A 24,254-nucleotide genomic window follows, 5' to 3' on the forward strand; every position below is an offset into this window, starting at 1 on the left:
CTTTATTTCACCCCGCTTGATATTGCATTAAGTTTTTCCTGGAGCAGTCTTTTGCGTTCTTCATCAATTGATGGTTCAGCATCAGATGCGGTTTGCTGATCCTTCTCTTCATCTTTCTGATAAAACCATTCCGGTACTTTCTCGACCCTTGTCGGTTTCCGGGCGGTTGATTTCTTACTTCCTTCATTTTGCCATTTAATGTACTGGTCATGTTCGTTCCGCGAAATTTCCATTGCTTCTTTTGCAGTTGCAATTTTTTTGTTTGCCCAATGGGATGCGATTCTCTCAGCATAATTTTTTGTGATTTTTCCGTCGTTGCGAATAATTATATAGTGCAGCAGCACATTTACAACGCCAACCGGGAAGCCATGGACGGTTATAAGTCTTTCAGCAAGTTCAACGTCAACAGGAAGTGGTTCATTTCCCGTATAGTCTTTCAGCATTTCACGTGGCGCAGTATTTTCCATATAGAAGATGAATTTATCTTCACGAGATTTCGGCTCTTCAGTTGAGATAGCCGGTTCCTTCGCAAAGACCTTCTCAATCGTCGGGACGTTTTGTGAAATATTTGTCTTATAATAATCGACAGCGGCTTTTCTGACTCTGTTTTCAGGCAGCCTTAGGTTTTCGTCTAACGCCATCATGACAACTTTTTGCATGTCAATCGGTGTTAGAGAGTAAAGGAATGCCAATTTCTCGATCAATTCCTTCGACACTGAAGCAAGGGATGATTTTGGCACCATCTGTTCTGAAAGTCCCGAACGGAATAGATTGAAATCAAAATCAGAATAAGCGAACGGGATGCCGGTTGGTTCATTGCGTCCCGCCATTGGGCCACCCTCATCCATCCCTTCCGAAGAACTGTATCGAATAGGCTTGAACACATCCAGGAATGTGCGTGACACTTCCTTATACTGCTCATCGAGAGGATCATCAACCAGAAATCGGGACCTCAGGCTACGATACGCCTGCTCACCGATTTTACTGAAAAGAAATGTGGATAATAGCGGATCATCGAAAAATGACTTTGCATCCAACGGTGGCAATAGTTCGTAACAGAATGTTCGATCCTGATCTACTTGTTTGCAATAGGTACGCAGCAAGCCGATCGCCTCAAGGGATATTCTAGCCTCAAAAACTTTACCTAATGGCATTGTTAATAAATTCATTAAATAATAATGACTGAATTCACTTTCTGTTTCACGCTCTGCATCGGCCCAAAGCGACATGAAGAGGCTCATGGCTTCAGGTCCGATCAATGGTTGGTAGAACAAAGTGAGGAGTTGCCGGTCATAATCCGAAAATGGGTGTGACAACTTGATTGTAAATGTATCGACTGGTTGTAATTCCTGGTAAAGCATTTTGTCGGAACCCCTCTTTCCTTCCTTAATTCAAAATTAGTTTTCATCCTTTTTCTTCTGCAAGCTCTGCAGTTCATCGATAAAAACGGTAATATCTTTGTATTGCCGATAGACAGAAGCAAACCGGACATAAGCGACTTCATCGACATCGGCCAATTTTTCCATAACCATTTCACCGACATCCTTGGAATCGATTTCGACAGTTCCCGAGCTTCGTAATTCTTTTTCTATTAAATAAACGATGTTTTTAACCGCTTCGAGGTCAACCGGACGCTTTTCACAAGCACGTATTAATCCTCTCAACAATTTTTCACCGCTGAACTCTTCCCGCGTCCCATCCTTTTTCACAACGATGAGCGGCATCTCTTCCACTTTTTCGAATGTCGTGAAGCGGAAAGCGCATTTCTCGCATTCACGGCGTCGTCTGATCGATCGATTCTCTTCAGCAGGTCTGGAATCGATGACCCGAGTGCCATTATAATGACAAGCTGGACATATCATTTTTGCTTCCTCCGCAATTCCGTATAGTATATCGATTATAACAGAAATTCATCAACAAAATCGAAATGGATTCATTAATAGTGATTCAAGTTGTTGTGGCTTTTTAAAAAGTAGAATCTTCGAAGTGTTGATTTACGTTCCAGGCGCACGCTTTCCGTGGGGCGGGCGGTGAACCAATCGAACAGCGAAAGGTTCAATCGGTCATAATTTCTGCGTTTTTTTCAGAAATTAAGGCATCTTCCAATTCCCTGCTCGCAAACGCCGTTCTTCGTTACGGCGTTCGCTAATCCCACAGGAAAAGCCGTGACGAAGAACGGCTTTTGCGAACATAAGCGAAGCGTTGAGAGCACATCTTTGCACTTCGGCACCTTCCACTCCAATCAACAGAGATAAATTCTAAAAGTTTAAACCCGTAGAACAACACTATTGAGGGTTATTTATTACCAATTATTGCAACTTATACTCGCTAAGAACGTATCAATATTAATAATATTGTTGTTCCACGAGGCAGTATAGTTGAATAAGGAAAGATCTAAAGACCAATATAGAATCAAGAATAATAGGAGGTAAAACGTGGCTAATGAATTAGAGGAACCAATAGACTTTGTTAATATCGAAGGACGTAAACTGCATATCAATATTATTGGTGACGGAGAAGCTATCGTCTTCCTCCATGGTGGTCCTGGAAGTGAGCATCGTTTTTTTCTTCCTCATGTTTTACCGTTAACCCAAAAGTTTACACTGGTTTTTTATGATCAAAGGGGTTGCGGTAAATCGGAACACGCTAAAAGCAATACATACTCCATGGCAGATGAAGTAAAGACATTAGAATTATTACGCAAAGAATTGAAGTTAGAAAAAATGAATCTTTTCGGAGAGTCTTGGGGTTCTATGCTTGCCTTACTTTATGCAACTACCTACCCGGAAAGAGTTAATAAAATTCTTCTAACAGCTGCTATAGGAATTTCGGGAAAAGGATATAAAACCTTTGAAAAAACACTTTTGAAAAAAATCTCCATTAAGGATAAAATAAAGCTTTTTAAGGCAGATAAAAAAATAAAAAAAGGTTCTGGAACCTATGAAGATATTTTAAATATTCTAGACCCATACTACGTATTTTCACCAGATAGTTTAAAAAGGAAAGAGAAGTCAAGTATGAATAGCTGTGTTAATCAAATAATTGGAAAGGATATTGAGAAGAACTATGACTTGGAAAACGAAATCCATAAATTATCTGAAATACCAATTCTAGTCGCACAGGGAAGTCACGACATTATAACACCAGCAAAAATTAAAGAGTTATTAATAAAGTATATACCACATGCAAAATTAATCGAAATTAAAAATTGCGGTCATTGGACTGTTGTGGAAAAGCCAAACAAAATGAATGCGTTAGCAGAAATTTTTTTCAGTCTCCCAACTTGTTCAACCAACGAGTGATTTATCTTTTCATGTCTTAACTGTTACCATACAGCTTAGAATTTCAAGTACATTCCAATTGATTGGAGTGGAGATCGGCGACTCCTGCGGGAACAGCGCGAGCTGAAGACCCTGGACTGAGCGAAAGCCGTTACGTAGAACGGCTTTTGCGAGCACAAGCGAAGCGTTGCGAGCACAAGCGAAGCGTTGCGAGCACAAGCGAAGCGTTGCGAGCACAAGCGAAGCGTTGCGAGCATAGGCTGCCTTAATTTCTGCAAAGAACGCAGAAATTAAGGCAAATCGAACCCTTCGTTGTTCGATTGGCTGAAGCCGTGCCCTCGGAAAGCGTCCGATCGGAACGGAAATCAATAAGTATTTGTAGCAAACTAGAATTAATAAAATCAACGCCCAAAAATTTTAATTATAAATCAAAAAATAGAACAAAATCGTCCAAGCTGATATCAGCCTGGACGATTTTCATTTTAACAATCAGGAATTTACTTTGGATTTCATTGCATTTCCAACTTTGATAGCCAATTCAACAACGCGGGCGGAGTAGCCCCATTCATTGTCATACCAAGCGAGCACTTTCACTTTGCGGTCGCCCATGACAATCGTCGAAAGACCGTCTATCGTTGCAGACTCTGTAGTCGTGTTGAAGTCGATCGATACAAGTGGTTCAGTCGTGAAACGAAGGATTCCCGCCATTGGACCTTCCGCAGCTTTGATGAATGCCTCATTCACTTCTTCCACTGTTACATCTTTCTTCACGTCAACGACGAGGTCGACCAATGACACGTTCGGTGTCGGAACACGCAGCGCCATTCCGTGGATTTTCCCTTCAAGCTCAGGCAGGACAAGCGATAACGCTTTTGCCGCACCAGTAGAAGTCGGGATGATCGACTGAGCACAAGCACGTGCACGACGAAGATCCTTATGCGGATTATCCAGGTTTTTCTGGTCGTTTGTATAAGCATGAACAGTTGTCATTAATCCGTTTTCAATGCCGAATGTATCATTCAATACTTTTGCCACCGGAGCAAGACAGTTTGTCGTGCAGCTCGCATTGGAGATGACATCATGCTTTTCAATATCAAGCTTGTCATCATTCACACCAAGAACGATTGTAACGTCTTCATTTTTCCCAGGGGCTGTCAGAATGACTTTCTTCGCTCCTGCATCCAAATGAAGGGCAGCTTTGCTACGTTCATTGAATACGCCAGTAGCTTCAATGACGATATCGACACCAAGCTCTTTCCAAGGCAACTTGGACGGATCGCGCTCAGCTAGTAATTTGACCCGCTTTCCGTTGACAACAAGAGCTTCTTCCTCCACAACGACCTCACCGTCAAAAACTCCATGATTAGTGTCATACTTAATCAAATGGGCCAGTGTTTCTGCCGGATAGGATGCATTTATCGCTACTACATCCACGTCATCCTTCGTGATAATTTGTCGGAAAACCATGCGGCCAATCCGCCCAAAACCGTTTATCGCTATCGAAGTAGTCATGAAAAAATCCTCCTGCGTAATGTTATATACTTTTTATCGTTTATCCGTTAATTAGTATAGCACATTTTAACCGCGTGGAAAGAGTTTGTGAATGAAATAGCAATGTTCCACTTTTCAGAGAATAGAATAATAAAAATCAAATTTGAGCTTTCCACTCAAGTAATATTTCATCAAGTTGATTTTCGGTTTCTTCCAATGTTCCATTATTTATTATGATTGCATCCGCGCCCAATTCCTTTTCGGCAATCGGAAGCTGCGAGTTGATGCGGGCATCCGCTTCCTCTGTAGAATAGCCGTTTCTCGCAATCAGACGCTCCCTTTGAATGGTTGGGGTTGCTGATACGACAAGTATTTTATCCACATACGACTGAAGCTTGCTTTCGAATAGAAGGGGGATATCCATGATGACTGTATTTGCTCCTTTATCCAACCATTCTTCCTTTTGCCGGATCATTTCCTCACGGACAGCCGGATGGACAATCCCGTTCAGCATTTTTCGCTTCTCCTCGTCATTAAAGATGAGACTGCCGAGCTTTTCTCTGTTCAGCGCCCCGTCCGGCAGGAGTACATCCGCGCCGAACGCCTGAGCAATTCGATCAAGAACAGGACTACCAGGCTCCACGACGAGCCTTGAAATTTCATCCGCGTCAACAATCGGAAATCCTTTTTGTTTCAGCATCCGCGACACGGTGCTTTTGCCGGTCGCAATGCTTCCTGTCAAACCGATAATCATTGGAATCATCCCTTCCTCACCTTTGGCATTGGGGGCAATATACAGAGGTCCTGCCGGCGATTTTCATGCTTTTCGTCTCTTTGCCGCATGTTCCACACTCTTTCTTTCCATACATTTTCAAACGGGTCTGCATCGTTCCTGCTTCCCCGTTAATATTCCGATAATCCGAGATGGAGCTTCCTCCCGCATCAATGCTTTCTTGCAAGACATCAACGATTTCCCGGAATAATTCCCGTTTCCTTTTTTCACTTATCCGTTCCGCTGCCCTTCCCGGGTGGATTTTCATTCGAAAAAGCGCTTCCGTCGCGTAGATGTTTCCGCAACCTGAAATGACATGGCCATCCATGATTACTTCTTTGATTGGCTTCCGCGCATATTTCGGCAACGAGGCCATTGCGATGAAATGATCTTCAGCTGAAGCATCAAAAGGTTCTGGCGCCATTTTCAGCAATGGTATATAGTCCCCTTCCTTTTGCAACAGCCGCAGTTCCCCGAATCGACGGATGTCGGAATAGACGAGCAGTCCTCCATCCGCCATCTTGAAAACGACATGGACATGGTTTCTGAATTTCTGTTCCACAACGTCTTCCAACGTATCTACATTGAACCAGGCACCAGACATGCCGAGATGGCTGACGAGCAAGTACGGAAGCCCGTTCTTTTCCATATGGAAATAAATATATTTACTTCTTCTTGTGATGTTCACAATCGTCATGGAGGCAAGCTCTTCGATGAAATCTTCAAGGGTTATCCCTTTTACAATCGCTTCCTTGCCCAATTCTTTGGATCTCCTTATTACATCTGAAACTTGCACTTCAGAAATGGTGCGCCCGATGGAGACGGATGATAATTCGCGGACGACACCTTCCACTTCAGGCAGTTCTGGCATTTCTATTCCTCACTTCGTTTCGTACCAAGAATGACCAAACGCCCACTCGGCTTTTAAAGGAACATCGAGGGGCAATGCAGATTCCATCACTTCCGGCACGATTTTCTTCAGTTTTTCGATTTCTTCTTCAGGCGCTTCAAAGATCAGTTCATCATGCACTTGAAGGAGCATGCGCGTCTGCATGTTTTCCTCCTGCAGTCTGGCATCCATATCGATCATCGCCTTTTTGATGATATCGGCGGCAGTCCCTTGTATTGGCGTATTCATTGCCGTCCGTTCCGCAAAGCTCCGCAAGTTGAAATTGGCACTCGTAATATCAGGCAAGTATCTACGTCTGTTCATCATTGTGACGACATAGCCTTTCATTTTCGCCTCGGAGACGATATCTTCCATGTATTGCTTCACTCCAGGGAATGTCTCGAGATACGTGTCGATGAATTTACCCGCTTCCTTCCGGGTGATGTTCAAGCTTTGAGACAGACCGTAATCGCTGATGCCGTAGACAATTCCGAAGTTGACCGCCTTCGCAGTCCGCCTCATGTCTGAGGACACGGCATCTTTATCCACACCGAAAACGTCCATCGCTGTCTTCGTATGGATATCCTCCCCTTCCCGGAAAGCCGAAATCATTTTCTCGTCCTGGGACATATGGGCAAGGACACGTAATTCAATCTGTGAATAGTCGGCTGCGAACATAAGCCAGCCCGGTTCTGATGGAACGAATGCCGCACGGATCTTTCTACCTTCCTCGAGACGGATCGGGATGTTCTGCAAGTTCGGATTGATGGAGCTTAATCGTCCTGTTTGCGTCAATGCCTGTTGGAATCGAGTATGGATTTTTCCGTCCTCGTGGATCTCCTTCGACAAACCTTCAATATAAGTCGAGTTCAACTTCCCGAGCTGACGGTAGGTCAAAATGAAACTGATGATTTCATGCTCGCTTTCAAGCTTCTCCAGCACATCTGCCGCAGTCGAATAACCCGTCTTTGTTTTTTTGATTGGTGTCAATCCAATCTTTTCAAAAAGGATTTCTCCTAACTGTTTTGGTGAATTTATATTGAATGGTTGTCCAGCCATCTCATAGATGATTGATTCGAGTTCGGTCAATCTCGTGGATAGCTGAAGGCCGATTTGCTGAAGGATGCCTAAGTCCGTCTTAACACCCGTCGACTCCATCTTCCCAAGGATTTTTGCAAGTGGCATTTCTAGCTCGCGGTATAATCCGAACTGCTCGTTTTCCCGCAATTTATCTTCTAGTACCGGCTTCAGCTTCCATACCGCTTGTGCCTTTCTGCCGGCATGGTCCGCAAGCGTTTTTTCGTCAGGCAATGCTTTCTTTGCGCCTTTACCGTACACCACTTCATCATGCTGGACATCTGAATAGTTAAATTCCTTGGCGACGGAAGCAACATCCGTATAAGAGGTGGATGGATTTGCAATATAGGTCGCCAGCAATAAATCGAATTCAAATCCATTCACTTCGATGCCATATCGCAATAATGACGCAAAAGCCGCTTTTGAATCGGTCGCAAGCTTCCTTTTCTCTTCATCACGCAGCCAATCTTTTAGACGGTCGGAATGTTGCAAGACCGCGATTGGAATGAATAGTATTTGTTCGCCGTCCGTCATGCTGATACCTGTAACTTCCGAGGACAAGTAATTCTCATCCATCATTTCGACATGGACCGCCATTTCATCCGCGAGTTCTATTGTGTCAGGATTTGTGACGATTTGAACGTCAATTTCCTTTACAGGTTCACTTTCCGTTTGCGGAGCCATTTTTTCAAGCAGCGTCTTGAATTTCAGTTCCTCATAGATCGTCTTGACGTTTTCATCATCCGGTCCTGTATACGTCAAGTCGTCCATCGAAATTGTAATTGGGGCATTCACTTCAATTGTCGCAAGCTTTTTGCTCATGATTGCCTGCTCTTCATTTTCCGTCAAGTTTTCCTTCAATTTCTTGCCTGAAACGGAATCAAGTGATTCATATACATTTTCGACTGAGCCGTATTCCTTCAAAAGTTTAAGTGCAGTCTTTTCGCCAACACCCGGGACGCCAGGGATATTGTCGGAAGGATCTCCCATAAGGCCTTTCATGTCAATGATTTGAAGCGGTGTAATGCCGTATTTCTCCATGACATGTGCTGGTGTGTATTTTTCAAGGTCAGTAATCCCTTTTCGTGTAATGCACACCGTCGTATGGTCGCTCGCGAGCTGCGTCAAGTCTTTATCACCTGAAATGATGACGACTTCCACGCCTTCTTCGTCACCTGACTTGCTTAATGTCCCGATAATATCATCCGCCTCATACTGATCGAGTTCGTATTGCGGGATTTGATAAGCATCAAGCAATTTTCGCAAGTAAGGGAATTGCTCGGAAAGCTCAGGTGGCGTCTTTTGACGGCCGCCTTTATACTCCGTGAATGTGGAGTGTCTGAACGTCGTCTTTCCCGCATCCCAAGCGACGAGCATATGAGTCGGCTTTTCCTCAGCCAGTATGTTTTGCAGCATCATCGTGAACCCGTACACCGCATTCGTATGGATGCCTGTATCGTTCGTCAATAAAGGCAGAGCAAAAAACGCACGATACGCCAAGCTATTTCCATCTAAAAGAACTACTTTCTTTTTTGTCACATGCTTCCACTCCCTTGTTCGTTCCAATTATCAATTGCGCCATGGTGTAATTGCGTCCGGATTTTTATCGAGCTTGAGGCCTACAGGAAGTAGGTCATGCGACCGTTGCGACACGATGTCGCGCATTGGTCGCCTTCCAAACTCCCTTGAAAATCCGTGACATCCGCCGGAGGCTTTAACTTAATCCAGCAAGGATTGCTGATTAAGTTAAAAAAGTCATCTTCATTTATCTTACCACGTGGGCAAGAGTAAATGAAAATGACGTCATCTATTATTCCAAGTATCCTGTCAGTATTTTCGCGTATGGCGAGTCCGCCGGCATGATGATCATCGTTTCTTCCCCGATTGTCCGTGAATAGGACTGCAGCGTACGGTACAGATTATAGAACTCTGGGTCCTTTGAGAAGGTGTTATTGTAGATTTTAGCAGCTTCCGCTTCCCCTTCAGCATGGATGATGGCCGCTTCTTTTTTGGCAGTGGCAAGCATCTCCTGTACTGCCCGGTCTGTTTCCGCCTCTATTTTCTTCTTCTCCGCATCCCCTTCTGACAGATATCTCTGTGCAGTCGATTCACGTTCCGAAATCATCCTTGTGTAGATGGAATGTTCGTTCTCCTCCGGAAGATCGATTCGTTTCATTCGAACATCAATCACTTCGATGCCGAAATTGCCTTCATCTAAAAACTCGTTCACTTTCTTCGTGACAAGATCATTCAAGTTGCCTCGCTTTGAGTTTTCTTCATTGACGACATCTACGTAATCGAGTCGCCCCATCTCGTTCCGAATGACGGAATAGATGAATTCCTCCATCCGCGCTTCTGCATTGATGATGTTTCGCGCGTTGGAAATCATCTTCCTAGCATCCGTAATTTTCCACACGGCATAATTATCAATGATAATACGCTTTTTATCTTTTGTACTGATTTCCGCTTCTGAAACATTGTAGGTCATTTGATTTTTTGGCAAGCTTGTCACTGATTGAATGAAAGGTATTTTCATACTCAGTCCAGGCTCATCTATAATTCTTGTTATTTCACCGAATTGGCGAACAACCCGATATTCAGCTTCTTTTACAACGAATACATTCGCAAGTAGAATAATCACAATTGCAAAGATAACCGTCAAAGTGATTGCTGTCTTTACAAATCTCCTTGTATTAAATGGTTTTTTTGGAGTAATGACCTTGTCTGAGCCAGTCGCCTTTTTCTTTTGTCCACGCTGCATTTCCTTGAATTTATCTTCTATGCTTTTGAATGGGTTATTGTCGTTCGTCATCAGTTTCCGCCCCCTTCCGTTTTTTGGTCCGCAGGTGGTGGTGTTTTGATCTCGAGTTGCTGCAATGGCAAGTATTTCAACGTTTCGCCATTATCGTTCATAATATAGATTTTTGCTTTTGGCAAAACCTGCTCCAATGTTTCAATGATCAAACGCTGGCGGGTAATCGCCTTGCTTTTTGCGTATTCCGCATGCAAATCATTGAACAGAGCGACATCACCGTGAGCTTGCTCAATACGGGCCTTCTTTTGTCCGAGCGCACGCGATTTAATTGCATCCCGTTCTCCGATTGCCTCACTTTCACGCTGATTCTTATACTTTTCGGCTTCATTAATTTTGGTACTCTTAGTCTCACGCGCATCTGTAACGGCAGTGAATGCAGCGCGTACTTCCGCGTTCGGCAGCTCAACATCCTGCAATTTAACGCCTTGAATCGATATGCCAATGTCGTAATTTGTCATAAGTGTAGTCAATAATTCACGGGTCTTTGCCTCAATTTCCGCTTTTCCATCTGTCAATGCCGCATCGATCGTCGAACTTCCGATGATTGACCTGATGGATGCAGATGTAGCATCATGAAGTATTTCTTGAGGGTCTTGCGAGTTGAATAAATACTTTTCCGGATCTGTAATCTTCCATTGGACAACTAAATCCGCAAGAACGATATATTCATCACCTGTAATCATTTTCGTTTCTTTATCAAAGGATACAAGTTCCCCATTTGGATCTTGTTTGTAACCGAACTGAAGACTAAATGTCTCTTTTGAAAGTTTCTCAACATGCTGAACCGGCCAGGGCAGCTTGAAATGCAAACCGGATTCTGTCACTGGTGTACCCGCTTGACCGAAAGTGATGACGATGGCTTGCTCAGACTCATCCACCGTGTACCACGTCGTAAACGCAATGATGAGCAATAACACTCCAGTAATTACAAGCCCCGCAGCGACCGATGCTCGGCGTGTACTCATTTGAATTCCCCCTTTATGTATGTATCTACTGTACATACGGTCAAGGGACAGTTTTGGTTTCAAAAAAATCCGCTAAAGCAGACTTTAGACTGTAGTCAAAGACAAACAACATGAATTTGGGTGTTTGCCTACAGTCTCTTTTCTTTTAAATATAGAGATAAAGCTACAATGTTGATTCGCGCTGCGAGCGGACGCTTTCCGCGGGCACGGCTTCAGCCAAGCGAACCCTTCGTTGTTCGCTTGGCTGAGGGCAAGCCCCCCGGAAAGCGTCCGCCCGGAACGGAAATCAACGTTATTTCAATCTACTGACAGTTAAAATGTACATGTTTAAGTAAAAGGGTTGGAAATCTATGATTTCCAACCCTTTTGTCTAGTCTGAATTCCACCTAAGCGGATTTCTTTGGTAAACGTATAGTAAATATAGACCCTGCGCCTAGTTCACTTTCAACTGAAACCTTTCCGCCATGAGCCTCAATCAGATGCTTAACGATTGCTAACCCAAGACCTGTGCCGCCTGAATCCCTGCTTCGCGCCCGGTCCACTCTGTAAAACCGTTCGAACAGCCTCGGCAGCTCCGTCGGATCGATTCCCATCCCCTCATCCTTCACTTCGATTACTGCTTCATCATAAGTTTCCGATACATTTATGGTTATTGTCGTATGCTCTTTCGAATAATTGATAGCATTGGTCAACAAATTCACCATCACTTGGATCAGTCTGTCTGCATCCGCATCAATTATAATTTTTGATTGATTGTTTAGTACAATGTCCATATTCTTTCTTTCAAGCAATCCATTAATGATCTTTACCGCGTTGTTAACGACATCAGGGACGAAGACCTTGCGATAGTGCAGCTGAAAACCTTCTCTTTCTATTCCCGACAACTCCAAAAGGTCGTTAATCAATACATGCAAACGATCGCTTTCCTTTTGGATGATTCCAAGGAATTCCTTAGATATAGATGGATCATTCATTGCACCGTCCAACAAAGTCTCGGTAAATCCTTTAATGGATGTGATTGGCGTGCGCAGTTCATGGGAAACATTTGCGACGAAATCTTTGCGGATCTCCTCCAATCTTACGAGCTTTGTAATATCATGTGTCACAACAATGATGCCGAGCCAATTGCCATGACGCCCGATAACAGGCGCTCCATAAACATTAAAGTGGGATTGACCGTTCCTGATTTGCCTTTCGTGCACTTGCTCTGTTAAAAAAACGTCTTCAATTAATCTTTCGATGCCTGTTGGCAAGCCGATATCCATGTATGTTTTTCCGATTAATTCATCCCGTTTAAATCCAAACGTTTTTTCAAATACACCATTTAGTAAATTGACAGACCCCTCCCTACCGAACATAAGGAGACCATTGCCCATGCTTTCAATTAATGTTTTCAGTCGTTCCTTTTCCATTGCCCGTAATATGGAAGTCTCCTGCAAATTCCTCGCTACCTGATTAACCGCGATGCCGAGTGAATTATAATTTCCCAAATCATCAATCGGCGTCCTCGCCAAATAATCGCCGCGCGCAACTTTCTCTACCGTATTCGTCACTAGATCGATCGGCTTTGCATACTGCCTAATGACACGGGCACTTAGCATCAGGGAAAGAAGATAAGTTATGGGTAAGATGACAAGTAGAAAAATCCAATACTTTTGTTGGACCTGATATGTTATTCCATCGTCAATCATATGAAAAAACTGGCCAAGGACAACGCCAAGACCAGTCAACAGAATCAAAAGTATGATGGCAAAAGCGATAAAGAGTCTGGAATTGAGACCTTTCATTTTGACTTCTGCTCCTCGAATTTATATCCGATTCCTCTGACCGTCTTAATGAAAACAGGTTTTCTCGTGTTTTCCTCGATCTTTTCACGTAAATGGCTGACATGCACATCAACAATCCGTGTGTCTCCTGCAAAGTCATAATTCCAAACCGCGCTCAATAATTGATCGCGAGTGAGTACCCGGTTTTTATTTTGCATGAAATAAACAAGCAGTTCAAATTCCTTCGGAGTGAATTCCAATACTTCTTCATCGAGATAAGCTTCGTACTGCTCAGGATGGACTGTCAAAGATGCCGAACGGAGGATCTGACCTCCTCCTTCTTCATCAGAGCCAGTTCTCTCTCCGCTGCGTCGAAGGACCGCCTTCACTCTTGCGATCACTTCACGCGGACTGAACGGTTTCGTCATATAATCGTCCGCGCCGATTTCCAATCCTAAAACTTTATCCATCTCTTCACCTTTAGCCGTCAACATGATGATTGGCGTATTAATATTTCGTTGCCTCAGGATTTTGCATACGTCTATTCCATCCATTTTCGGCAGCATGAGATCGAGCAAGATCAAGTCGGGATTTTCATTTTCCACTTTTACTACCGCTTCTTCACCATCAGCCGCCATAATTGTTTCGAAATTGGATTGTTTTAGATTATAGTCCAATAATGTACGAATCGGCTGCTCATCGTCTACAATCAGGATTTTATGCACGATATTCCTAATCCCCCTTAAATGCTCACTGTTATTTGCTCTGTGTTTAAGCTTAGAAGTTTTCCATTGCATCCGAAGTCAAGTCTTCTTGGATGGAGGGCGGGGTGACCGTTATCGTCCCTGAAATGACGTTTTTTCCTTCTTCATTCACGGCTTCTACGCGAATCACGACAGACCCCATATCTCTTTCCACGCGGATCACTTCAAATAGAAAATCGATTGTCTCATAATGATGCACATGATGCGGGAAAGCCAAATGCTGTTCTGTAATATGCGAACCGGGACCAGGCAAGTATTTTGAGATGGCGGAAGTGATAATGCCGCTCAACATGATGGTTGGTACGATTGGTTTTTCAAACTTTGTTTGGGAAGCGTAATCATGCTGAATGTACAGTGGATTCGCATCGTTTGTCAATCCTAGGTAGAGAAGTAAATCCTTATCCTCGATCTTTTCGGTAAGCTTCAGCTTTTCCCCTTCAACGATCCTTTCAATTTCCCTTCCAATCCGTCTTTTTTTTCCTAATATCAAGTTGATTCCCCCTTCATTTACTTGCATGGAATTAGCATTATAGAAAGTGTATCAATTTTCGCTCCAAAAGAGAAGAATCTTGGTGGGCATCAAAAAACCGGGAAGCGTCAAGGCTTCCCGGTTTAAAAATCATTGTAGGTTTTTAATCAATTCATCCGCAAACTCGGATGTTTTCACTTCTGTTGCTCCATCCATCAAACGAGCGAAGTCATATGTGACAACTTTAGATGCGATCGTTTTCTCGATAGAAGTAGTGATCATGTTTGCAGCTTCGTTCCATCCCATATGCTCAAGCATCATAACGCCTGAAAGAAGAACGGAAGAAGGGTTCACTTTGTCTAGACCTGCATATTTCGGAGCAGTACCATGTGTCGCTTCGAAGATTGCATGTCCAGTCAGATAGTTAATGTTAGCACCTGGAGCGATACCGATTCCGCCGACTTGTGCTGCAAGTGCGTCGGAGATATAGTCGCCGTTCAAGTTCATTGTTGCAACAACATCGAACTCTTTCGGACGAGTTAAGATTTGTTGTAGGAAGATATCGGCGATTGCATCTTTAACGATGATTTTGCCAGCAGCTTCTGCATCAGCTTGTGCTTTGTTCGCTGCGTCTGTCCCTTCCGCTTCTTTGATCTTGTCGTATTCGTTCCAAGTAAACACTTTATCGCCGAACTCTTGCTCCGCAACTTCATAACCCCAGTTTTTGAAAGCACCTTCAGTGAATTTCATAATGTTCCCTTTATGGACAAGAGTTACAGACTTACGGCCTTCTTTAAGTGCATAATTGATGGCACCGCGAACAAGGCGCTTTGTACCTTCTACGGATACAGGTTTAATGCCGATACCGGAAGTTTCAGGGAAACGGATATTTTTTACACCCATTTCATTTTGAAGGAATGAAATCAATTTCTTCACTTCATCTGTACCTTCCTGGTATTCAATACCAGCGTAAATATCTTCAGTGTTTTCACGGAAGATGACCATATCGCAATCTTCCGGGCGTTTAACAGGTGATGGAACCCCTTCGAAATAACGAACAGGACGCAGGCATGTGTAAAGGTCCAACTCTTGGCGAAGTGCTACGTTCAATGAACGGAAACCGCCGCCGATTGGAGTTGTCAAGGGTCCTTTGATAGCGATCAGGTACTCCTCAATCGTGTCAAGCGTTTCTTGCGGCAGCCATTCTCCAGTTTCATTGAATGCCTTTTCTCCTGCAAGAACTTCTTTCCATTCGATTTTCTTTTGGCCGCCGTAAGCTTTATCGACTGCCGCTTCCAACACGCGGGAAGCCGCATGCCAAATATCAGGACCAGTGCCGTCTCCGATGATGAAAGGGATTGTTGCGTGATCTGGAACGTTAAGAACTCCGTCAGTTACTGTAATTTTAGCCATTTTACTTTCCTCCATTTCAAGATGAGGGGGCCGATAGTTGTCCTACCGCCCCGATGTATACTTGTGATTCCGGCAGATAATATCCGGAACAAGTTATCTTTCGTTGATTGGCACATATTTTTGCATGTCTGGTCCGATATACTCTGCACGTGGACGGATTAGTCTGTTATTGGAGTATTGCTCCAAGATGTGCGCCGTCCAGCCTGAGAATCTGGAAACCGCAAATATCGGTGTGAATAGATCGTGATCGATCCCGAGCGAATGATATACCGAAGCCGAATAGAAATCAACGTTCGGTGGTAGATTCTTCTCGCCTGTCACGATTGATTCGATTTTAAGGGACATATTATACCATTTCTTTTCTCCGCGGAGTTCTGTCAATTTTTTTGACATCTCACGGAGATGCTTCGCACGCGGGTCGCCTTTACGGTATACACGGTGGCCGAAGCCCATGATTTTCTCTTTATTGTCAAGTTTTTCTCTGATGTATGATTCAACTTTTTCTTCGTCGCCGATTTCCATGAGCATCTTCATGACCTGCTCATTTGCACCACCGTGAAGTGGGCCTTTCAGCGCGCCGATTGCTGCGGTAATTCCAGAATACATATCTGAAAGCGTTGCCACACATACACGTGCAGTGAAAGTGGATGCGTTCAATTCATGGTCGGCGTGAAGCACTAACGCTTTGTCTAATGCTTCGACTGCGATATCTTCAGGTTCTTCACCTGTCAACATATATAAGAAGTTTGCTGCATAGCCAAGTTCCTTTTTCGGGGCTACCGGCTCTTGACCTTTACGGATGCGAGAGAAAGCAGTAACGATCGTTGCCACTTTCGCTTGAAGCTTGATTGCTTTTTCATAATTGGCTTCATCAGACATATCTTCTGCGTTTTCATCGTATAATCCGAGTAGGGAAATTGCTGTGCGCAATGCCGCCATCGGGTGAACTTCGCCGATAGGATATGTCTTAAAATGATCGAGTACAGGCTGTGGAACCGACATATTATCCGCAAGTTGCTGTTTTAATTCCGCTAGCTCGTCCGCTTTCGGCAGACGCTGATGCCATAATAGATAAACAACTTCTTCAAAGCTTGCATTTACTGCCAGATCATCGATATCGTAACCGACGTATGTAAGGGTGTCATCAATAATAGAGCTGATGGCGGATTGTGTCGCTACGATTCCTTCCAAACCTTTTGATGCTGTCATTTAAATCGCTCCTTCAGTCATTATTGCCGTTCATCTACAAAGTCTTGCAAATACGGCAAATCTACTTTTTATTTAGTACTGTCTGAAACGCTTACAATTCCATTATAGCAAATCGTACAGTTTTGTGAATGGAAACGAATGTTTTCTTCATAAAATAATAGAAAAAGGATGAAAACTTGCTAAAAAATCATATTAAACAACAAACTATCCAAACTTTGGCCATGCAATGGATTCCTGCTATACTCGCAGGGGTTTTCATTTATATAGTTCCTCCCGTAGGGATAGCAATTATCATCGCCTACTTCACCGCTCCTATTTTACTAGCGGTCAGAACGATGACAAAACTCCCTTTAACGATCGCCACTTTTTTCGTTATGCTTTCGATTCTGTTCATTTTCAGCTCGTTTAGTTTCATAGCATTGCACGGACTCATGGACACGGTGCCTCTTCTTGAAAAACATTTGTCCACATTCACCGGTAAAACAAATTTGACAGGAAAAGTCCTTTCATTTGTCGAAGAGAAGATCATCGACTATGGACATGCGTTGCTCGAATACGCAATTACGTTCACCGCCACTTTTTTTCAACGGATTTTCAGCATGTTCATCTTTCTCGTCGCCTATTTCTTCGCATTGCGGGAATCAGGTAAAAACAAGTTTTGGTTTCTAGTCTATTTCCCTGTCAGCATGCGTGCGTCAGCCAAACGTATTTTCACAAAGTCCGGCGAATTGTTCGGCACTTTCGCTTTTGTGGAGGCCCGATTATTCTTGCTAACGTTCATCATCCTAATCATTGGGTTCTCGCTCCTCGGATTTGAATCGCCGATAGGAACTGCATTCCTTGTCTCCATCGCCGATAGTTTGCCATTATTGGGCATCGGTTTATTTCTAATCCCGATGGCAGCATTCTTCCTCTACTCCAACCAACTGTTCATTGGTGTATCGCTCGCCCTGCTATATATTTTCGTCGTTGTGACGAGACAAATAGCTGAATCCTATATGTGGGCTTCCGCATTTCGCGTCAAGGCGATTCATGCCTTTTTCATCACGGTATGTTCTTTGTACTTGTTCGGATTGCCAGGCATTCTCTTAACTCCATTCCTTTTATTCGCAGCCCTTAAACTGAAAAAGCATTCGTCTTTCAACGAATGACAATCCTGCCTTGTTTCATTTTTTTGTAAATCCAACCGATGATAAAGGGCCGGATTATTTTCCGAGGCCATCTGAATAACAGCAAAAGCCCCGCAATATCAGTTAGGAATCCGGGCATGATCAATAAAATAGCGCCAAAGAAAATACAGACGCCATCAATTACGGCATTTCCGGGCGCCTCCATCGTTCCCATCCTGTTCTTTAAATCTGTCAGAGCCTTAAAACCTTGCCGTTTTGCAAGATAAGCCCCACCGATTCCACTAACAACGATAAGTAGAAGTGTCGGCATGATACCGATTGTGTTGCCCGAATAGAGCAAGATCATTATTTCCGCGGCTGGTATGAGGATAAATAACGGCAGCAGCCATTTCATTCTACAACAACTCCAATCCTAAAAAGGCCGCTTCCGAACTAAATCGGAAGACAGCCTAAATACATTTTTTTATAAGACTCTTGCATGTCCATTATAAATGACTCCCGATTCCGCATCCATCGTTATGTCTTTTCCAGTGACAATTAATTCAGTCGCCTTCTCGACTCCGACAATGACAGGAATGCCTAAACTAAGACCGACAACAGCCGCATGACTTGTCAAACCGCCCTCTTCTGTTATTAAACCTGCGCATTCTTCAATTGCAGGCATCATATCACGGTCAGAAGAATAGGTGACAAGGATCTTCCCTTTCATGTTATGCGCCAATGCTTCCTGAGCATTATGAGCGACAACAGCTTGTCCGAAAGCAACTGATTTTCCGATCCCTTGTCCTTTCGCTAACATATCCCCGATGACATGGATTTTCATCAAGTTCGTCGTTCCAGCTTCCCCGACCGGCACGCCTGCTGTAATAATGACAACATCGCCATGGGTTACATATTGGTGCTTCACACTTTCCTCGACGGATTCCTGCAAAATCTCATCGATGGAATTCACTCTTTTGCCGATGACTGGATAGATTCCCCATACTAGCGATAATTTCCTTGAGCATTCGTCCGAAGCGGTAATCGCAATGATTGGGCAACCAGGGCGGTATTTGGCGATCATTTTGGCGGTATGACCGCTTTCTGTAGGTGCAAGCACTGCTTTCACCTTTAAATTGATTGCCGTATAAGCTGCAGCCTGTCCGATCGCTTCCGTCATATTGCCGTGTTTTTCCCGGCGGCGTGTAGAGACGACAGAACGGTAATCGACTGCGTTCTCAGCTGTTTTTGCAATCCTGTCCATCGTACGGACGGATTCAACCGGATAGAGTCCCGCTGCTGTTTCCCCTGATAGCATGATTGCATCTGAGCCGTCCAAAATTGCGTTCGCAACGTCACTAGCCTCGGCACGTGTAGGACGAGGATTCCTCTGCATGGAATCGAGCATCTGCGTCGCAGTGATGACCGGTTTGCCAACCTGATTGCACTTTTCAATCATATTTTTTTGGACAATCGGGACTTCCTCTGCAGGGATTTCCACACCTAAATCGCCACGCGCAACCATCAATCCATCGGAAACCGTCAAAATATTATCCAAATTGTCGACGCCTTCCCTGTTTTCGATCTTAGGAATGATATGGATATGCCCCCCATTGTTATTCTCAAGCAATTCCCGTATCTCCATGACATCTGAAGCTCTTCGCACAAAAGAGGCTGCGATGAAATCGACATTTTCTTGGATTCCGAATAAAATATCCTCTTTGTCCTTCTCGGTAATTCCAGGCAGCTGTACAGAAACGCCTGGAACATTCACGCCTTTTTTGTTTTTCAAAGTACCCGAGTTGACAACAACCGTATGGATCAACCCTTTTACCGGATCCTTTCCGGCAACCTCCAATTGAATCAACCCATCATCCAAAAGAATGACAGACCCTTTATCCACATCTTCGATTAGCTTCTCATATGTAACTGAAAAAACATTGTCGTTCCCTTCCACTTCAGTCATCGAAATATCGACATGCTGGCCGGTTATCAATTCAACCTGCCCGTTTTTCATCGAATGCGTCCGGATTTCAGGACCTTTCGTATCAAGCAGGATTCCGACAACCTTGCCTGTTTTCTTCGATGCTTCCCTAATGGATTGAATCCGGGCTTTATGCTCTTCGTGCGAACCATGTGAAAAGTTAAGCCGTGCTACGTTCATTCCTGCCTCAATCAACTGTTCAAGCAGCTCCGGTGATTCGCTGGCTGGTCCGATTGTGCACACAATTTTTGTCTTTCTCATCACAAAACGCCCCTTCGTATTGTACTCATCATATAGAGTAATTTGGTCAAATCGACAATTCTTTGGATAACTTATACAGGTCCATATCCAAAGTATGGTCTGTTGTTGCAAATACCACTTCTAAATCATAGTCTACCACCTTATGGTTTTGCATACCAATGGCTACACCGCCACGTCCTTCACTCAGCACTTCGACAGCTCTTGCCCCATATTGGCTCGCAATGACCCGGTCGCGGGCTGACGGCGAACCCCCGCGTTGGATATGTCCCAAAACGGAAACACGTGTTTCAATTCCCGCATTCTCCTTCAACAACTCTGCTAAAGCCGACCCGGACATGACACCTTCAGCGACAACGATGATGCTATGTTTTTTTCCACGGCCCGTGCCGCTCTTCAATCGACGTATGATTTCATCCATATCATAGCCTTCTTCAGGGATCAGGATCGTTTCCGCACCACCTGCAAGTCCTGCCCAGAGCGCTAGATCTCCGGCATCCCGGCCCATCACTTCAATAATGAAAGTGCGTTCATGCGATGTAGCGGTATCCCGAATCTTATCGATTGCGTCTATGACCGTATTCAAGGCAGAGTCAAATCCAATCGTGAATTCCGTGCCATTAATATCATTGTCGATGGTGGCAGGTACACAAACACATGGAATTCCCAACTTCACTAATTCGAACGCACCCCGGAATGATCCATCCCCTCCAATTACGACGAGGCCATCGATTTGATGTGCCTTCAACTGACGGACCGCTTCCATACGGCCTTCCTCTGTCATGAACTCCGGCGAACGGGCGGATCTAAGCATTGTACCTCCGCGCTGAATGATGTCACCAACAGAACCGAGCTGCAGCAATTCAATCTTTCCTTGGATGAGTCCTTGATAACCATTGAAAACACCAGCAATGTCAAATCCGTCATGTATCGCTTTCCGCACAACTGCACGGACAGCAGCATTCATGCCTGGCGCATCTCCCCCACTTGTCAATACACCGATCTTTTTCAAATGGATCACCCCTTCGTGTTTAGTTCACCTATGTATTGTAATTCATTTCTCATAACACGAAAAGAAAAGATGCGGGGAAAACCCGCACCTTATCATTCTGAAAACACACCAATAGCACGAAACTTATTATAACGGTCATCGATAATTTCATTTGCATTCATTTCGCTAAGCGAGTCTAGTGAAGTTTTCAACACTTTCCTCATTTCAACAGCTTGCGCTTTCGGATCACGATGTGCTCCCCCAAGCACTTCTGGAATAATTTCATCAATGATTCCCATTTCCTTTAGATGTGGAGCAGTAATTTTCATCGCCTCTGCGGCCTGTTTTGATAGGCTTGCATCCTTCCAAAGAATGGACGCTGCACCTTCAGGGGAGATGACGGAGTACGTCGAATGCTCCAACATATGGATATGATTAGCGACACCTAGCGCGAGTGCTCCACCACTTCCACCTTCACCAATGACGATTGAAACGACAGGCACTTTCAATCCAGCCATCTCAATGAGATTCCGGGCGATCGCTTCACTTTGGCCACGTTCTTCAGCCGCTTTTCCGGGATAAGCCCCTTTTGTATCGATAAAGCAAATGATCGGACGGCCGAACTTTTCAGCCTGCTTCATTAACCGTAATGCTTTTCTATATCCTTCCGGATGGGGCATCCCAAAGTTGCGTTTTACGTTTTCTTTTGTATCTTTCCCTCGCTGATGCCCGATCACTGTCACTGGCATCGATTCGAAAAATCCGATTCCACCTATGATTGCTGCGTCGTCCCCAAACGATCGATCTCCGTGCAGTTCCATGAAATCTTCGAACAGTTCGGCGATATAATCCTTAGTCGTCGGGCGTTCCGGATGCCTTGCCACTTGAACACGGTCCCAAGGCTCCATATTGCTATAGATTTCCGTCTCTAAATTGCTTAATCTCGTTTTCAATTTCCCGATCTCTTCGGAAAGATCCACCTCATTCGTAGAAGTGAACTCTTCAAGTTCATTGATCTTTTCCCGAAGTTTCACAATCGGTTCCTCGAATGCCAACGTCTTACTCATGTTAATTTGCCTCCCTTACGTGCAGCCCGACCAGTTTAGCAAGGGTCTCCGTCAAATTACGGCGATCGATGACTGCATCGAGTTGTCCATGTTCCAAAAGGAATTCGGCTGTCTGGAAATTGTCAGGCAGCTTTTCCCTTACCGTCTGCTCGATCACCCGTCTACCTGCAAACCCGATCAGTGCCTTAGGTTCAGCTAGATTGATATCGCCAACGGACGCGAAGCTTGCGGATACGCCTCCAGTTGTCGGATAGGTCATAACGGAGATGTACAGCAGCCCTTTGTCAGCATGGCGCTGCAATGCAACACTCGTTTTCGCCATCTGCATTAAGGACAAGACACCTTCCTGCATACGTGCTCCACCGCTTGCGGAGAAGATGATGACGGGAATACCTTTATCAGTAGCGGCTTCAATAGCCCGTGTAATTTTTTCGCCGACGACCGATCCCATTGAGCCCATCCGGAAATGTGAGTCCATTATCGCCACTGCTACTTCATTTCCGCCGATTTTTCCAATTCCAGTAAGAACAGCTTCGTTCAATCCGGTTTTTTCCGAATCCGATGCAATCTTTTCGGTGTAGGACGGGAATTTCAATGGGTTTTCCGATTTTAAATGGTCATCCATCGATTTGAATGTGTTTTCATCAAAAAGACATTCGACACGCTCCCAAGCCGTCATCTTAAAATGATGATCGCATTTCGGACATACTTTTGCTGTTTTTATTAAATCCTTCGTTAAGATGATCTGCTTGCAATCGGGACATTTCGTCATAATACCTTCCGGTACATCGTTTTTCGCATCAGCCGAAGGTATCGTTATCGCCTGCTTCTTTTTTGTAAAAAATTCACGGATCATTCTTCGTTTTCCCCCTCGATATGTTCAATCCACTCGTCATATGCACTTATCGCTTTTATGACGTCTCCTTCAATTAAATGCTTGAGCAAAGATCTTACAAGGTCGTTTTCTTTCCCTGCTGTCATCTGCTCGTACGGAACTTTGCTATATCGTTTCAGTATAAACCAAATTTTCAATGATAATCGGTTGTCAGTCGCGACAATCATTTCCCGAATGATATCCTCACGGAAAACCTCGCCGTCCTCATCGAGCTTCATGATCAGCCCTTCCCAGACAGGCAAGTTGCGTTTCTGCGCTTCCTCGCAAATCGTCCGGATTGCCGCTTTTTCATGGATGATGCGTGTATCTGTTACATCCATTGCCGCTTTCGGCTGTTGCATGACAAACGTCGAAAGCACTTCGACGAGCTGATGCTTTTTAAAATCTGCAAGGAAAGTCCCTTCACCGCGCCGAGTTTCAATCAGACCAAGCAGCTCGAGGCTTCTTAGTGCTTCACGGACTGTCGACCTTCCGACTTGCAGACGTTCCGCCAAGACACGTTCAGATGGTATTTTGTCACCTGACTTGATGCCCTCTGCCTTGATCATCAGTCTGAGTTCGTCAACGATGTCCAGGAACATTTTAGATGATGGTTTTGTATTTTGCATTCGGCCGCCCCTCTTGGAATTCATAATCCGAGTGGTCTGACCACTTCTTTTACTAGCATACAGAAAAGTCATGGCATCGTAAAGAGAAATCTAGGAATTCCTGATGAAAGGACAAAAAGAGACATGATTCAACATGTCTCTTCAGACTTAGACAAACACCATTTTGGGTGTTTGCCTACAGTCTCTTTACTTTTAAAATAGAGATAAAGCTACAATGTTGATTTGCGCTGCGAGCGGACGCTTTCCGCGGGCACGGCTTCAGCCAATCGAACAACGTAGGGTTCGATTGGCCGTATTTCTGCGTTCTTTGCAGAAATTAAGGCAGCCTCCACATCCTGCTCCCTTAGGGTCGCAAAAGCCGTTCTTCGTCACGGCTTTCGCAGGAGTCGCCGCTCTACGCTCCAATCAACGGTGTTTCCTATATAATGAAT

Annotated in this window: 21 protein-coding genes; 2 read left to right on the forward strand and 19 right to left on the reverse strand. The window is 44.3% G+C overall.

What is annotated here, in order from left to right; all coding sequences use genetic code 11:
* Positions 1–2: 2 nt before the first annotated feature.
* Positions 3–1,361, reverse strand: a complete 1,359-nt coding sequence (locus M3193_RS05530; protein ID WP_251624966.1) for a replication initiation and membrane attachment family protein — start codon at positions 1,359–1,361, stop codon at positions 3–5.
* 36 nt (positions 1,362–1,397) lie between these two features.
* Positions 1,398–1,862 (reverse strand): transcriptional regulator NrdR, encoded by a 465-nt coding sequence (gene nrdR / locus M3193_RS05535; protein ID WP_251624968.1) that lies wholly within the window; start codon positions 1,860–1,862, stop codon positions 1,398–1,400.
* Between the two features lie 573 nt (positions 1,863–2,435).
* On the opposite strand from nrdR, the gene M3193_RS05540 reads away from it, so the two are divergent.
* The gene (locus tag M3193_RS05540; protein WP_251624970.1) at positions 2,436–3,302 is read left to right on the forward strand and encodes an alpha/beta fold hydrolase; all 867 of its coding nucleotides are present in this window, start codon (positions 2,436–2,438) and stop codon (positions 3,300–3,302) included.
* Between the two features lie 468 nt (positions 3,303–3,770).
* Here M3193_RS05540 and M3193_RS05545 read toward each other — a convergent pair whose 3' ends face one another.
* From M3193_RS05545 to citZ, 11 genes are all read right to left on the reverse strand, one after another.
* Positions 3,771–4,793: a glyceraldehyde-3-phosphate dehydrogenase gene (locus M3193_RS05545; protein ID WP_251624972.1), complete on the reverse strand. Its 1,023-nt coding sequence runs from the start codon at positions 4,791–4,793 to the stop codon at positions 3,771–3,773.
* 136 nt (positions 4,794–4,929) lie between these two features.
* Complete coding sequence (gene coaE, locus M3193_RS05550; RefSeq protein ID WP_285851921.1) at positions 4,930–5,526, reverse strand: dephospho-CoA kinase; 597 nt, start codon at positions 5,524–5,526, stop codon at positions 4,930–4,932.
* 16 nt (positions 5,527–5,542) lie between these two features.
* Complete coding sequence (gene mutM / locus M3193_RS05555) at positions 5,543–6,415, reverse strand: DNA-formamidopyrimidine glycosylase (RefSeq protein WP_251624974.1); 873 nt, start codon at positions 6,413–6,415, stop codon at positions 5,543–5,545.
* 9 nt (positions 6,416–6,424) lie between these two features.
* Positions 6,425–9,049, reverse strand: coding sequence for a DNA polymerase I (gene polA / locus M3193_RS05560; protein WP_251624976.1), 2,625 nt, complete (start codon positions 9,047–9,049; stop codon positions 6,425–6,427).
* Between the two features lie 271 nt (positions 9,050–9,320).
* Entirely contained in the window at positions 9,321–10,322 is a 1,002-nt protein-coding gene (gene hflC / locus M3193_RS05565) for a protease modulator HflC (protein WP_435372014.1), read from the reverse strand.
* Positions 10,322–11,290, reverse strand: coding sequence for an FtsH protease activity modulator HflK (gene hflK, locus M3193_RS05570; protein ID WP_251624978.1), 969 nt, complete (start codon positions 11,288–11,290; stop codon positions 10,322–10,324). The genes hflC and hflK overlap by 1 nt, the downstream gene beginning before the upstream one ends.
* Positions 11,291–11,676: 386 nt before the next feature.
* Positions 11,677–13,077 (reverse strand): two-component system histidine kinase PnpS, encoded by a 1,401-nt coding sequence (gene pnpS, locus M3193_RS05575; protein ID WP_251624980.1) that lies wholly within the window; start codon positions 13,075–13,077, stop codon positions 11,677–11,679.
* Positions 13,074–13,784: a response regulator transcription factor gene (locus tag M3193_RS05580; RefSeq protein ID WP_251627227.1), complete on the reverse strand. Its 711-nt coding sequence runs from the start codon at positions 13,782–13,784 to the stop codon at positions 13,074–13,076. Before M3193_RS05580 ends, pnpS begins: the two co-directional genes overlap by 4 nt.
* A 49-nt stretch (positions 13,785–13,833) precedes the next feature.
* Positions 13,834–14,310 carry a MaoC/PaaZ C-terminal domain-containing protein gene (locus tag M3193_RS05585; RefSeq protein ID WP_251624982.1) on the reverse strand — a complete coding sequence of 159 codons (477 nt, stop codon included), beginning with the start codon at positions 14,308–14,310 and terminating at the stop codon, positions 13,834–13,836.
* Between the two features lie 129 nt (positions 14,311–14,439).
* On the reverse strand, positions 14,440–15,702 hold the full coding sequence (gene icd, locus M3193_RS05590) for an NADP-dependent isocitrate dehydrogenase (protein WP_251624984.1): 1,263 nt from the start codon (positions 15,700–15,702) through the stop codon (positions 14,440–14,442).
* Positions 15,703–15,795: 93 nt separating this feature from the next.
* Entirely contained in the window at positions 15,796–16,911 is a 1,116-nt protein-coding gene (gene citZ / locus M3193_RS05595; RefSeq protein WP_251624986.1) for a citrate synthase, read from the reverse strand.
* Positions 16,912–17,087: 176 nt separating this feature from the next.
* Between citZ and M3193_RS05600 the strand changes: the two genes are divergently transcribed.
* Positions 17,088–18,062: an AI-2E family transporter gene (locus M3193_RS05600; protein ID WP_251624988.1), complete on the forward strand. Its 975-nt coding sequence runs from the start codon at positions 17,088–17,090 to the stop codon at positions 18,060–18,062.
* On the opposite strand, the gene M3193_RS05605 is transcribed toward M3193_RS05600, so the two are convergent.
* The 6 genes from M3193_RS05605 to M3193_RS05630 form a co-directional block, all read right to left on the reverse strand.
* Entirely contained in the window at positions 18,052–18,435 is a 384-nt protein-coding gene (locus tag M3193_RS05605) for an FxsA family protein (RefSeq protein WP_251624990.1), read from the reverse strand. The two genes, M3193_RS05600 and M3193_RS05605, sit on opposite strands and share 11 nt — an antisense overlap.
* Before the next feature lie 69 nt (positions 18,436–18,504).
* On the reverse strand, positions 18,505–20,265 hold the full coding sequence (gene pyk, locus M3193_RS05610; protein ID WP_251624992.1) for a pyruvate kinase: 1,761 nt from the start codon (positions 20,263–20,265) through the stop codon (positions 18,505–18,507).
* Between the two features lie 46 nt (positions 20,266–20,311).
* Complete coding sequence (gene pfkA / locus M3193_RS05615) at positions 20,312–21,274, reverse strand: 6-phosphofructokinase (RefSeq protein ID WP_251624994.1); 963 nt, start codon at positions 21,272–21,274, stop codon at positions 20,312–20,314.
* 92 nt (positions 21,275–21,366) lie between these two features.
* Positions 21,367–22,320, reverse strand: coding sequence for an acetyl-CoA carboxylase carboxyltransferase subunit alpha (locus M3193_RS05620; RefSeq protein ID WP_251624996.1), 954 nt, complete (start codon positions 22,318–22,320; stop codon positions 21,367–21,369).
* Between the two features lies 1 nt (position 22,321).
* Positions 22,322–23,176 (reverse strand): acetyl-CoA carboxylase, carboxyltransferase subunit beta, encoded by an 855-nt coding sequence (accD, locus tag M3193_RS05625; protein WP_251624998.1) that lies wholly within the window; start codon positions 23,174–23,176, stop codon positions 22,322–22,324.
* Positions 23,173–23,823 (reverse strand): FadR/GntR family transcriptional regulator, encoded by a 651-nt coding sequence (locus M3193_RS05630; protein ID WP_251625000.1) that lies wholly within the window; start codon positions 23,821–23,823, stop codon positions 23,173–23,175. The genes accD and M3193_RS05630 overlap by 4 nt, the downstream gene beginning before the upstream one ends.
* Between the last annotated feature and the right edge of the window lie 431 nt (positions 23,824–24,254).

This window comes from Sporosarcina luteola (assembly GCF_023715585.1).
GTDB lineage: Bacteria > Bacillota > Bacilli > Bacillales_A > Planococcaceae > Sporosarcina > Sporosarcina luteola_D.